The 13,490-nt window shown below is 31.7% G+C and carries 13 protein-coding genes and 2 pseudogenes; 13 read left to right on the forward strand and 2 right to left on the reverse strand.

Annotated features, from left to right (window positions below):
* Positions 1–7 precede the first annotated feature (7 nt).
* A complete protein-coding gene (locus tag DYE57_RS12825) occupies positions 8–484 on the forward strand; it encodes an LPXTG cell wall anchor domain-containing protein (protein ID WP_420802095.1) in 477 nt (158 codons plus the stop codon).
* 21 nt (positions 485–505) lie between these two features.
* Here DYE57_RS12825 and DYE57_RS05115 read toward each other — a convergent pair whose 3' ends face one another.
* Positions 506–1,768, reverse strand: a complete 1,263-nt coding sequence (locus tag DYE57_RS05115) for a BaiN/RdsA family NAD(P)/FAD-dependent oxidoreductase (protein ID WP_115313104.1) — start codon at positions 1,766–1,768, stop codon at positions 506–508.
* Between the two features lie 315 nt (positions 1,769–2,083).
* Between DYE57_RS05115 and DYE57_RS05120 the strand changes: the two genes are divergently transcribed.
* From DYE57_RS05120 to DYE57_RS05155, 8 genes and pseudogenes are all read left to right on the forward strand, one after another.
* Complete coding sequence (locus tag DYE57_RS05120) at positions 2,084–3,748, forward strand: putative polysaccharide biosynthesis protein (protein ID WP_115313105.1); 1,665 nt, start codon at positions 2,084–2,086, stop codon at positions 3,746–3,748.
* Positions 3,749–3,761: 13 nt separating this feature from the next.
* A pseudogene (locus tag DYE57_RS05125) lies at positions 3,762–4,162 on the forward strand (pseudouridine synthase); the annotation flags it as partial.
* A 20-nt stretch (positions 4,163–4,182) separates the two neighbouring features.
* Positions 4,183–4,605 (forward strand): YtxH domain-containing protein, encoded by a 423-nt coding sequence (locus tag DYE57_RS05130; RefSeq protein ID WP_115313106.1) that lies wholly within the window; start codon positions 4,183–4,185, stop codon positions 4,603–4,605.
* A gap of 231 nt (positions 4,606–4,836) precedes the next feature.
* A complete protein-coding gene (gene pepV / locus DYE57_RS05135) occupies positions 4,837–6,246 on the forward strand; it encodes a dipeptidase PepV (protein WP_115313107.1) in 1,410 nt (469 codons plus the stop codon).
* Positions 6,247–6,249: 3 nt separating this feature from the next.
* Positions 6,250–7,098 (forward strand): D-amino-acid transaminase, encoded by an 849-nt coding sequence (gene dat, locus DYE57_RS05140; protein ID WP_115313108.1) that lies wholly within the window; start codon positions 6,250–6,252, stop codon positions 7,096–7,098.
* Positions 7,099–7,502: 404 nt separating this feature from the next.
* Complete coding sequence (locus DYE57_RS05145) at positions 7,503–8,294, forward strand: phosphotransferase family protein (protein ID WP_115313109.1); 792 nt, start codon at positions 7,503–7,505, stop codon at positions 8,292–8,294.
* 13 nt (positions 8,295–8,307) lie between these two features.
* Complete coding sequence (gene trmB, locus DYE57_RS05150; RefSeq protein WP_115313110.1) at positions 8,308–8,955, forward strand: tRNA (guanosine(46)-N7)-methyltransferase TrmB; 648 nt, start codon at positions 8,308–8,310, stop codon at positions 8,953–8,955.
* 236 nt (positions 8,956–9,191) lie between these two features.
* Positions 9,192–9,974: pseudogene (locus DYE57_RS05155) on the forward strand (MBL fold metallo-hydrolase).
* A gap of 114 nt (positions 9,975–10,088) precedes the next feature.
* Here the strand turns inward: DYE57_RS05155 and DYE57_RS05160 are convergent.
* Complete coding sequence (locus tag DYE57_RS05160) at positions 10,089–10,403, reverse strand: PepSY domain-containing protein (protein ID WP_115313111.1); 315 nt, start codon at positions 10,401–10,403, stop codon at positions 10,089–10,091.
* 85 nt (positions 10,404–10,488) lie between these two features.
* On the opposite strand from DYE57_RS05160, the gene DYE57_RS05165 reads away from it, so the two are divergent.
* The 4 genes from DYE57_RS05165 (at position 10,489) to ytpR (ending at position 13,483) form a co-directional block, all read left to right on the forward strand.
* Positions 10,489–11,583 carry a M42 family metallopeptidase gene (locus tag DYE57_RS05165; protein WP_115313112.1) on the forward strand — a complete coding sequence of 365 codons (1,095 nt, stop codon included), beginning with the start codon at positions 10,489–10,491 and terminating at the stop codon, positions 11,581–11,583.
* Entirely contained in the window at positions 11,580–11,891 is a 312-nt protein-coding gene (locus DYE57_RS05170) for a thioredoxin family protein (RefSeq protein WP_115313113.1), read from the forward strand. Before DYE57_RS05165 ends, DYE57_RS05170 begins: the two co-directional genes overlap by 4 nt.
* A gap of 123 nt (positions 11,892–12,014) precedes the next feature.
* On the forward strand, positions 12,015–12,869 hold the full coding sequence (locus tag DYE57_RS05175) for a DUF1444 domain-containing protein (RefSeq protein WP_115313114.1): 855 nt from the start codon (positions 12,015–12,017) through the stop codon (positions 12,867–12,869).
* Positions 12,870–12,886: 17 nt separating this feature from the next.
* On the forward strand, positions 12,887–13,483 hold the full coding sequence (gene ytpR, locus DYE57_RS05180; RefSeq protein ID WP_115313115.1) for a YtpR family tRNA-binding protein: 597 nt from the start codon (positions 12,887–12,889) through the stop codon (positions 13,481–13,483).
* Positions 13,484–13,490: the final 7 nt, after the last annotated feature.

Here is a 13,490-nt window from a genome sequence, read left to right on the forward strand (position 1 = left end):
ACTTGAAATCGAAAAATTAGATTTAAAAGCATATAAAAAAGCCACAGCTCGAAAAGAGGTTAAACGTGTTGCTAAAATAATTGTAGAAAATATCGATACAAATCAAAATGCAACTACTCAAGCGAAGCGAAGAGCGCAAACATTAGTTGAAGAGATTGTTAATTTAGCACTAAACAATATTAATCTTGCAAATCTAAACGCTCAAGTTGATGAAATAGTAAAACAAGCTATTGACCAACTTAATGCAATTAAAGTAGAAGAAGAGATTATAAAACCAAGTAAAGATTCAATTCAGTGTCCAGAACAAGTTGTACAAGATTCTCATAATAACATAACGAAAGAAACTAAAAAAGATACAGTAAATGTTTTACCTGATACTGGTCAAACAGATGAAAATTCTCCATTAGCTGGCGCTGCACTCATATCTGGATTAGCGTTAATCGCTGCACGTAAATCTAAAAAAGATAAACAATCAAATGATTAAATTTATTTTTGAAAGTGTTATTTATTTAGTTTCAATATCCTTAAAAGCTCCTGCATTTATTCCAGCGACACGACCAGTAACTAAAGCGCTTGTAATATTATAACCTCCTGTATAACCATGAATATCTAATACTTCCCCGCATAGAAATAAACCAGGAACTTGTTTTGACATCATCGTTTTAGGTTGAATCTCTTTTAAAGAAATCCCTCCACCTGTCACAAATGCTTTGTCTATTGATAGTGTACCATTGACTGTAAATGTAAAACTTTTTAAATTTGTTATAAACTCATGCAGTTGTTGATTAGATAAGTGATGCGCAGTTGTCTCATCGGAAATCTTAGATTGTTCTAACATAAACAATAAATAGCGTTCTTCGATTAGTCCACGTAGGCTATTTTTTAAATATCTATCTGGCTCGCCAGCTAATAAAGATTTTACCTTTTGCGTTAATTGGTCATGATTAAGTTCTGGTAAGACATCTAGCTGCATTGATATTTCTTTTTTCTTTTGATTTTTTTGCTCTTTATATACAAATTGACTGCAACGTAAAGCTGCAGGTCCACTAATTCCAAAATGGGTAAATATCATATCCATCTGATGACTGATTCTCTTCTTACCATTTTTCTTTAAAACAGATAATTCTACATTTTTTAAACTTAAACCTTTTAATTGTTTTGACTTAATAAAATGTTCACTAGAAGTAATTGGTACTTCAGTTGGAAACAAGTCAGTAATGGTGTGCCCAAGAGATTCAGCAAATTTATAGCCATCACCTGTAGAACCAGTTTGAGGTACAGAAGTTCCACCTGTAGCAATGATTAAACTTTTACTCTCAAATTCACCTTTTTGTGTTTTAACTTTAAAATTATGGTCGAATTCTATGCTTACAACTGGAGTTTCTTCAATAATATTGACTTGATTCAATTTAAGTTGATTAATCAGAACATCTACGACATCTTGCGCTTTGTTAGAAACTGGAAACATTCTTCCGTGATCTTCTTCTTTAAGTTTAACGCCACGCGATTCAAAAAAGTTAATAATAGATTCATTATCAAAAACTGAAAAAGGACTATACAAAAATTTACCATTACCAGGAATATTTTTAATTATTTCAGCATAGGGGAGTTTGTTTGTTACATTGCAACGTCCACCGCCTGAAATTTTCAATTTACGTCCTAAACCTTTTTTCTTCTCAATTAGCAACACGCTATCACTAACATCACTTGCTGCTACGGTTGCCATTAATCCACTTGGACCGCCACCAATTACAATAGTTTGATACATTGGGGTTTAACCTCCAGACATTTCTTAACATTATTTTATATGACTATTAGGGGATATTCTAATAAAATTAATGTTATAAGATGACAAAGTAAACAAAAATAATTATAATGTGAAACTTGGAATGTTATTCGAACATCTTACGTTTAAACGTTTTTATTTCTAAAATGCTCTTCAAATGTTTAACTTTAAAAAGTTATTAATAAACGACAAACATGTATAATTTTGTGATATATTTTAAAGTAATGCAAGATAAAGCGTTTAAAGTAAATAAAGAAACTAACGAGCATTAATAATTTTTAGATAGGAAGATACGTAATGAGTGAAAGTAAAGAAATGGTTCGTGGGACCTTTTTGATTACAATAAGTATTTTAATTACTAAAGTATTAGGAGTTTTATTTATTATTCCATTCACTTCCTTAATAGGTGGACAGGAGAACATGGCTCCTTTTACTTATGCTTATGCTCCTTATAATATAGCTATTGCTGTAGCAACGGCAGGTGTGCCTCTAGCTGCATCAAAATATGTTGCTAAATATAATGCAATAGGTGCGTATAGGGTCAGCCAGAAATTTTATAAATCTAGTTTTATTGTAATGAGTATTACAGGTATACTAGGATTTCTTGTTTTATATTTTTTAGCTCCATACATTGCAGAATTAACTTTATCACGTAATTCTCATGATAAAAATGGTTGGTCTGTAGCTGATATCACGTGGATTATAAGAATTATCAGTATGGTCGTTATATTTATTCCTGTACTAGCTACTTGGAGAGGCATCTTCCAGGGATATAAATCTATGGGGCCTACAGCTGTATCAGAAGTGACAGAACAAATTGCACGGATCATTTTCATTTTAGTAGGTAGTTACTTAGTATTAAATGTATTTGTTGGAACTGTTTTACAAGCAAATGGTATTGCTACGTTTGCAGCAGCTGTAGGTGCAATCGCGGGTATACTCACTTTATGGTACTATTGGATTAAACGTAAGAAAAATATTAATCAAATGGTTGCATCAGATACTGCTAATTTACAAGTGCCATATGGCAAGATGTACAAAGAAATTATTGCCTATAGTATCCCGTTTGTTATTGTGAGTCTTAATTTCCCATTATTTAATTTAGTAGATCAATTTACGCATAACGGTGCGTTGAGTTTAGTTGGTGTTGCACCTCCTTTACAAGATATATTCTTCAATATGTTGAATATGTCGACAAATAAAATTGTAATGATTCCTACTTCTTTAAGTGCAGGGTTTGCGGTGAGTTTGATTCCATATATTACCAAAACTTATGAAGAGGGACATTTGTTAGAAATGCATAGACAAATTAGAACCTCTATTGGTGTATTAATGTTTATAACTGTTCCTGCTAGTATAGGAATTATGGCTCTAGCACAACCATTGTTCACAGTGTTCTATGGCCATGATCCTATCGTACACGATCACGATCCTAACTTTGATGGTAGTAGATTACTTTTTTACTACGCACCAGTAGCGATTCTTATTTCTTTACTCAGTGTAACGGCATCAATGTTACAAGGTATTGATAAACAAAAATTAACAGTTTATGTAATTTTAGGTTCAGTTGTCATTAAATTAGCTTTAAACTATCCACTAATTATGATGTTACACACACCAGGTGCAGTATTAAGTACTGCGATAGCGCTGTTGTTTGCTATTAGTTGTAATTTCTTTATTCTTAGAAAATATGCTCAATTTAAATTTAGTTATAGCTGGGTTCATATGGGTAAAATATTCCTTATATCATTTATTATGATGATTGGAGTTGAACTTGTATTCTTTATTTTAAAACTTTTCTTAGAACCTACAAGAGTTGGCTATTTAATTATTGTGGCAATTGGTGTTATAGTAGGTGCACTTATCTATGGTGGCATCACAATTAAAACAAAATTAGCCGATGAATTTTTAGGAGAAATACCAGCAAAAATTAGACGAAAAGTGAAGATTTTACAAGGTTAAAACACCTAATTTGCATATTAATGTTGATAAAGATACTGAGGGCTTACTTTTAGTTACAAATAATGGTCAGTTTAATCATGAATTAATGAGTCTACATAAACATGCTTCTAAAACATATGAAGTTATATTAAAATATCCTATTGATGAATCAGATATTGAAGTGTTTAAAGAAGGTGTTAAACTTTCTGATGGAAAGGTTAAACCAGCGATTCTTGAAAAAGTAAATGATACTTTATCTTATGTCACAATTTATGAGGAAAGTATCATCAAGTAAAAAGAATGTTTCATAGCATTGAAAATGAGGTATTAGGATTGAAACGTGTTAAAATTGTTAATTTAGAACTTGACTCGTTTCTAAAGTCTGGCGATTATCGTTTGTTAACAGAAGAAGATTTTAATCATCTTAAAAACTAACAAAGGAGAAGGTGTTCAACATGGGTAAAAGTACAAATTTATTTAGAATTGTGTTAGGTATCGGTAGCGCAGTAGCTGCAGTTGCACTAACTCGTAAAGATAGTAGAGAAAAATTAAAAAAAGAATATAATAAATATAAAGAAAATCCTGAATCATATAAAGCAAACGCTAAAGATTTCGCAGGACAACTGGGTGCTAAAGCAAATGAAACAATTCAAAATGTGAAAAATAACCCAAAAGGTTATGTAGAACGTATTAAAAATGACCCAAAAGCTTTCTTTGAAGACGAAAAGTCTAAATTTACTGGTTCAGACGATAAGAAAAGAGATTATCTTGAAGAAAGTAAATTTGACGATGAGGGTGGTGCCACCATCAACAATAATCTAAGAGTTGTAACAGAAGAAGATTTAAAAAATAATAAAAATGCTTTGCAAGATAAATAGTATTGAAAGAATCTTAACAGGCTAGGATTTAAGTCCTAGTCTGTTTTTTCTGTAACAAGAGTTATATATGAATCTACATATAAAGACATTATTAATTGTTCAGTAAATAAATATGACATTTTTAGATGAAAGTGAAAAAATTAAGTCATTTTTCTGACATCTTACTGTAGTTTCTCTTTAACATCATGTAAAATGGAGTTTAACTTATATAAAAAAGGAAGTTGATCTCGAATGTGGAAAGAAAAGGTTCTAGAATATGAAAATCAAATGATTGATGATCTAAAAGGTTTATTATCTATCGAAAGTGTGAGAGATGATTCTAAAGCCTCTAAAGAAGCACCAGTTGGACCAGGACCGAGAGAAGCTCTAGATTACATGTATAAAATTGCTCATAGAGACGGCTTTTCAACACATGATGTTGATCACATTGCCGGTAGAATTGAAGCGGGTAAGGGAGAAGATGTATTAGGTATTTTATGTCATGTAGACGTTGTACCTGCTGGAGATGGATGGGATTCAAATCCTTTTAATCCTGTTGTAACTGATGATGCTATTATTGCTAGAGGTACGCTAGATGACAAAGGACCTACAATTGCTGCATATTATGCAATCAAGATACTAAATGAAATGAACGTTGATTGGAAGAAACGTATTCATATGATTATAGGAACTGATGAAGAATCAGATTGGAAATGTACAGATAGATATTTTAAAATGGAAGAAATGCCAACATTAGGTTTTGCACCAGATGCGGAGTTCCCTGTAATTCATGGAGAAAAAGGCATTACGACATTTGATTTAGTACAAAATAAAGTTGCCGAAGATACAGACGAGCCGGATTATGAACTTTTACATTTTGAGTCCGGACAAAGATATAATATGGTGCCAGACCATGCAGAAGCTAAAGTACTAGTTAAAGAGAATATGACTGATGTCATTCAAAACTTTGAGTACTTTTTAGAAAATCGTCATTTACAAGGTGACAGCACTGTAGATAGTGGTATTTTAATTTTAAGTGTCGAAGGAAAAGCAGTTCATGGTATGGATCCTTCACTAGGTGTCAATGCTGGTTTATACTTACTGAAATTCTTATCTACACTTAACTTAAATAAAAGTGCTAAAGACTTTGTAGAATTTAACCAACGTTACTTGTTCGATTCTCATTTTGGAGAAAAAATGGGAATGAAATTCCATACTGATGTTATGGGTGATGTAACTACAAATATAGGTGTGATTAAGTATGATAAAGACAATGCAGGTTGTTATGGTGTGAATTTAAGATATCCGGAAGGTTTTGAATTCGAAGAAGCTATTAATCGATTTAGTGATGAAATTAAGGAGCTAGGATTTGACCTTGAGTTAGGTAAAGTTCAAAAACCTCACTATGTGGATAAGAATGATCCATTTGTAGAAACACTTGTTAAAGCATATAGAAACCAAACAGGTGACATAACAGAACCTTATACTATTGGGGGTGGAACTTACGCTCGTAATTTGGACAAAGGTGTCGCTTTTGGGGCAATGTTTGAAGATACAGAAGATTTAATGCATCAGAAAAATGAATATATGACTAGAAAACAATTAATTAATGCAACAAGTATCTATTTAGAAGCGATTTATGCTTTATGTGTGGAGGAATAAACAATGACAAAAGTTTTTATTAATGGTGAATTTTTAGACGAAAAAGATGCTAAAGTTTCATATGAGGATCGCGGTTATGTATTTGGGGATGGTATTTATGAATACATCCGCGTATATGAAGGTAAGTTATTTACAGTTAAAGAACATTTCGAAAGATTTCTAAGAAGTGCAGATGAAATAGGTCTAGACTTAGGCTATACCGTAGATGAACTCATCGATTTAGTTCGTCAACTTTTACATCAAAATAATGTTAAGAATGGTGGTATTTATATTCAAGCTACTAGAGGTGTAGCCCCACGTAATCATTCGTTTCCAATTCCTTCTGTTAAACCTGTGATTATGGCATTCACAAAAAGTTATGATAGACCTTATGAAGACTTAGACAAAGGTGTTTTTGGAGTAACTACAGAAGATATTAGATGGCTTCGTTGTGATATTAAAAGTTTAAATTTATTAGGTAACGTCTTAGCTAAAGAATACGCTGTCAAATACAATGCAACAGAAGCAATTCAACATCGTGGAGAAACTGTAACAGAAGGTGCTTCAAGTAATGTGTATGCTATTAAAGACGGTGTTATTTACACACATCCAATTAACAATTATATCCTCAATGGTATTACACGTCGTGTGATTAAGTGGGTAACTGATGATTACAATATTCCTTTTATAGAAGAAACGTTTACGGTTGATTTCTTGAAAAATGCTGATGAAGTTATTATTTCAAGTACATCAGCTGAAGTGATGCCCATCATTAAGTTAGACGGCGAAAATATTAACAAAGGTAAAGTTGGTCCTATTACGCGTCAACTACAAGAAGGATTTAAAAAATATATTGAATCGCACAGTATTTAATTATCTTTGAAATTAATTTTTCAAAAGGATAAATTTTAATATAATTGTCTTATTTTTTCAAAAACCACTGCATATATTATGTTATAATTTAAGACAAAGCGATTTGATAATAATAAGGTTCGCAGATTAGTAAAATGTGTCATTTTGTTTCTCATTTTTAGTTGAAATGTACCCTTAAAAATTATAAAATTTTCTATGAGTGATAAATTAGGAACGTGCTAATTTAATAATAAATATTCAGGGACTTTTATACTATATTAAGCCAACTCACATAAACTGTTATCGAAAAATATCAATTAAGCGTAAAAGACAAAAAGAGTATGCGCTTTTCTAAAAATTAGAATATATGGCTCTTGAAAATATATTTCTAGAGCCATTTTCTAATTGAAAGTGAGGTGAACGTGTTGGAGCAGTTTTATCAGTTAGGGTGGACACTTGATTCAGCTGGCGGTGCTTCGGGTGAAGCTTATATGGCTGAGCAGGATGGTCAAAAGTTATTTTTGAAACGAAATTCAAATCCTTTTATAGCTGCATTGTCTGCAGAAGGAATAGTACCAAAACTTGTATGGACTAAACGTATTGAAACAGGAGAAGTTGTTACCGCACAACATTGGAAAAATGGTCGTGAACTCAAATCAGATGAAATGGATCAAACGAGAGTTGCACAACTGTTGAATACAATCCACAGTTCTAAGCCATTATTAAGTATGCTTAAAAGAATGGAAATGGAACCGATTACTCCTGAAATTATGTTAAATAAAATTAATGCTTCTTTATCTAGAGAAGTATTAACTCATCATGTGGTTAGAAAGGCATTAACATATTTAGAAGAACATATTCCAAATCTAGATTCACGCTTTTTTACTGTTGTACATGGTGATGTCAACCACAATAACTGGTTATTATCTGATAGAGATGAATTATATCTTGTAGATTGGGAAGGCGCCATGATTGCTGATCCCGCAATCGATATTGGTATGCTGCTTTATAACTACGTTCATCAACAAAATTGGTCGAAATGGTTCAAAACTTATGGTGTTGAAGAAAGTTTGAACTTAAATAAACGTATGAAATGGTATACGGTGATTCAAGCTATTGGATTAATTCAGTGGTATGAAGAACAAAAACGCTATAAAGATATGAATATATGGCTTAAATTTTTAAATGAAGTAATGAATAGTAACTTATTTATATAAGGAGAAATATATTATGAGGGTTCGTTACAAACCGTGGGCAGAGGACTATCTAAAAAAACATCCTGACTTGGTTGATATGGATGGAGCCCATGCAGGAAAGATGTATGAATGGTTTGACAAAGAACAACCTATTTATATCGAAATTGGCTCAGGTATGGGTCAATTTATCACAACTTTAGCATCACAACATCCCGAAATTAACTTTGTTTCTATGGAACGCGAAAAAAGTGTCATGTATAAAGTGCTTGATAAAACTAAAGAACTTGGTCTCACAAATTTGAAGATGATTTGCAATGATGCCATAGAACTCAATGAATATTTTAAAGAAAATGAAATTTCTAGAGTATATCTTAACTTTTCTGATCCTTGGCCTAAAAAACGTCATACAAAACGACGTCTGACGTATCATACATACCTTGCTTTGTATAAGCAAATTTTAAAAGCTGATGGTGAAATTCATTTCAAGACAGACAATCGTGGGTTGTTTGCTTATAGTTTAGAAAGTATGTCTCAATTTGGTATGTATTTTACTAAAATGAACTTAAACTTACATGAAGAAGACGATGAAGATAATATTCTTACTGAATATGAAAAGAAATTTTCTGAAAAAGGCTCACGAATTTATCGTATGGAAGCGAAATTTCATAAAAATTTCGAATAAATTAAGGCAATAAGCTAATCAATTTTGTAGTTACTACAGTTATATTGATTAGCTTTTTTGTATTAAATAGCCCTTACGTAGTATCATTTAGTACGAATTGATTATATTTATCTTTAATATTTATGATATTCATTTGATTTTCTAATTCATTTGTAATAGTTTGGATTAAAAGAAGTATATTACATTTAAACTTTCATGGAATTTTATCAAATCAAAATAAGGGGGGAAGATCATTGATGAAACTAGGGAATTTTACAATTCATTATTTACCAGGCGGTAATACATATATTGATGGAGGGGATATGTTTGGTGTAGTTCTTAAATCATTATGGACTAAAAAGTATGAAGTTAATGCTAAGAATCAAATTCATACGCCTACGCATCCAATTTTAATACAAATAGGTGATTCTAACATTTTGATTGATGCAGGAATAGGGAATGAAAAGCTATCAGACAAGCAATGTCGTAATTATGGTGTAGAATATGAGAGTTTGATAAATGAGGATCTACAAGATTTAGGTTTAACAACTACTGACATTGATATGGTTCTAATGACTCATCTTCATTATGATCATGCATGCGGTTTAACTGATAAAGAAGGTAATGCCATTTTTAGTCAAGCAACTCATTTTATACAACAAGATGAATGGCATGAATTTTTATCCCCCAATATAAGAAGTCAAGCAACCTATTGAAAGGATAATCAAGGTGATTATTTGCAAAGACTGATATTATTTTCTGATAGCATAGAGCCATATCCAGGTATAAATATGATACATACCGGTGGTCATAGCTACGGTCATTCAATGATTACCATAGAGAGCAAAGGAGAAAAAGCTGTTCATATGTCAGATATATTTCCAACAACGGCACATCTTAATCCATTGTGGGTAACTGCTTATGATGACTATCCTATGAAATCCATTCGTGAAAAGGAACGTTTAATACCCTATTTTATACAAAATCAATATTGGTTCTTGTTTTATCATGACGAAAATTATTTTGCAGTTAAATATTAAGAAGATAGAAAGACTATAGAAACATTTATTTCTAGATAAATATTTAAGGTTATAGTCTGGCACACTTAAAAAGTGTCAAACTATAACCTTGATTTTTTAATTATTAGATATCAATTATAATTCAATGATGTCTATCACTTGACCAGAATATGCATCTGCATAAAATTCATAGTCAATAAGCTTTCCGTTCTTGTAAGTAGTGATGCCGCCTTGATAAATAGGTTGGTTATTATTGATTTGATTTAAAATGATAGGTTGTTGCACGATATAAGAGCCTTTAACATCTCTAAAATACGTTTTAACTTCTGTAAGTAATTGTTCTGCATTATATAGTTTGTTTTTAGCTAGATAAATGACTGAAATAATTGAAACAAGTACAGCTGTTGAAAGAGCCATGATTGCTATCCTTTTTAAATTAACTAACTTCATCATAAATTCTCCTCTAACAAAAATTCATATCATTAGTTTACCATATTGAAGATGATATAATGGAATTCAAGGAGTGAGATTTTGTATGAGCATAGAAAATACGAAAACTTTAGAACGAATAAAAAACTTAACAGAACTTCATGGTTCCCCTGGTTTTGAGGATGAAGTTAGAGAATACATGTATAGCGAAATGCAACCTTTTGTAGACAAATTTATTCAAAATAAAATGGGTGGCTTTTACGGTGTTAAAAAATCTAAAAAGAACAATGCACCAAGAGTAATGGTTGCTGCACATATGGATGAAATTGGATTTATGGTTACTCATATTACTGAAAATGGTATGCTTCAATTCACAAATTTAGGTGTCGTTGCAAATGATATATGGCAAGGCCAAAGATTAAAAATAAAAAATAGACACGGTGAAGAAATTGTTGGTATTGTTGCGAATATCCCTAAACATTTCCGAACAGGTAGTGAAGTCATGCCTGAAATCAAAGATTTAATGTTAGACATTGGTGCATCATCAATAGAAGAAGTCAGGGATAGAGGAATTGAAATTGGGGATACTATTGTTCCGCATACCCCATTTACACAATTATCACAATTTAGATATTCTGCAAAAGCATGGGATAATAGATATGGTTGTGTCTTAGCAATTGAAATACTTGAATTACTTAAAGATACTGAATTAGACGTGGATTTATATGTAGGTTCTAACGTACAAGAAGAAGTTGGTTTACGTGGGGCTAAAGCAGCAGTAACACAAATACAACCAGATATTGCTTTTGTCGTTGATTGTTCACCATCCAATGATATAAAAGGGAAGCAACAACTTTCTGGAGCACTAGGGGAGGGGACATTAATCCGTATTAAAGACGGTACAATGATTTTAAAACCTAGTTTCAGAGATTACTTATTACGTTTAGCAGAAAAATATAATATTTCACATCAATATTATATTTCCCCAGGTGGTACTGATGGTGGGGAAATTCACAAAGCAAATGAAGGTATACCTACAGCAGTAATTGGCGTATGTGCACGCTATATTCATAGTACAGATGCTGTTTTTGATATAAGAGACTATTTTGCTGCAAGACAACTACTTAAAGAGAGCATTACGCATTTAACAAAACAACAAATTAATATTTTACAATATGGAAATGGAGAAGATGAAAAATGAAACAACTTGCATCCGAAGAACAGTTTGAAGAATTAAAGCAAGGTCATACTGTATTTGAATTTACAGCAGATTGGTGCCCAGACTGTAAAGTAATAGAACCAGATTTACCTCAATTAGAAGAGAAATATGATCAATTTCAATTCGTATCAGTAGATAGAGATCAATTTATTGATTTATGTATTGAAAATGATATCTTAGGAATTCCAAGTTTTTTAATTTTTAAAGAAGGTCAATTGACTGGAAGTTATAATGAAAAAGAAAGAAAATCAATTGAACAAATTGATCAATTTTTATCTAAACATGTATAAAATATTTTGATAATGTGAATCATGCTAAATCTTATCAATCGATTGAATTATCTAAGTTTTTTCTGTTATATAACGGTTATTTATTGTAAACTGTTATAAGGTGCGAAAGTAGGAGTGTTAAAAATGAATGTCTTTCAAATAAGAGATAAGTTGAAAGAACGTTTAAAACATTTAGACGTAGAATTCAAATTTGATAGAGAAGAAGAAACGTTACGTATATATAGAGCTGATAATCAAAAGGGTGTAACGATTAAACTTAACGCTATTGTCGCTAAATATGAAGAACAAAAAGGCAAGATTATAGACGAAATTTGTTATTATGTCGAAGAGGCGATTGCGCAAATGGCTGATCAATCTATTAAGCAATTAGATGATATTAAAGTTATGCCTGTCATTAGAGCAAAGAGTTTCGATAAAAAGACAAAAGAAGGCCATCCTCTCGTTTATAGTGAACACATTGCTGAAACAAATATCTATTATGCGTTAGATTTAGGTAAATCTTATCGTTTAATTGATGAAAGTATGTTAGCAACTTTAAATATAACAATTCAGCAAGTGAAAGAAATATCTTTATTTAATGTCAGAAAGCTAGATAATCAATGTTCTACCGATGAAGTTAAAGGTAATATATTTTACTTCATTAATTCTAATGATGGATATGATGCTAGCCGAATTTTGAACACAACATTTTTAAATGAGGTTCAAGGACAATGTCAAGGTGAAATGCTTGTAGCTGTGCCTCACCAAGATGTTTTAATCATTGCTGATATTCGTAACAAAACGGGTTATGATGTTATGGCACATTTAACGATGGAGTTTTTCACTAAAGGATTAGTACCAATAACCGCCTTACCATTTGGCTATGACCAAGGACATTTGGAACCGATTTTTATTTTAGGAAAAAATAACAAACAAAAGAGAAACCCTGATGTTATTCAAAGGTTAGAAGCAAACAGGAAAAAATTTAAAGATAAATAAGAAATGGAGTTTTATAGATGAACTTATTTTACAATCCAAATGGTGTTGGAGATGTTGCATTACTTCAAATCGAACCAACGGATGGACCATTTGATTATAATAAACGGAGTGATGTTGTAGAGATTACAAAAGATGGTGAAGTTGTAGGTTATAACATTTTCAATATAGGTGAAAAGATTAATTTAAATGGTAACGGATATATAAAACTGACTTCTGAAATCATTGACACATTACAACAAGCCATTTCAAGTGCAGGTTTTAAATATCAATTAGACACAGACTTATCACCAAAATTTGTGGTAGGATATGTTGAAACAAAAGACGAACACCCAGATGCTGATAAGCTCAGTGTGCTATATGTAAATGTAGGTAATGAAACACTTCAAATTGTATGTGGTGTACCAAATGTTGAAGCAGGTCAAAAAGTAGTTGTTGCAAAAGTGGGTGCAGTGATGCCGAGTGGAATGGTTATAAAAGATGCACAATTGCGCGGTGTTGACTCAAACGGAATGATATGTTCTATGAGAGAATTAAATTTACCGAACGCTCCACAAGAAAAGGGAATTATGGTGTTAAATGATAATTATGACATTGGGCAAGCATTTTTTGAATAAATGAGAA

This window comes from Staphylococcus saccharolyticus, from assembly GCF_900458815.1.
Classification (GTDB): domain Bacteria; phylum Bacillota; class Bacilli; order Staphylococcales; family Staphylococcaceae; genus Staphylococcus; species Staphylococcus saccharolyticus.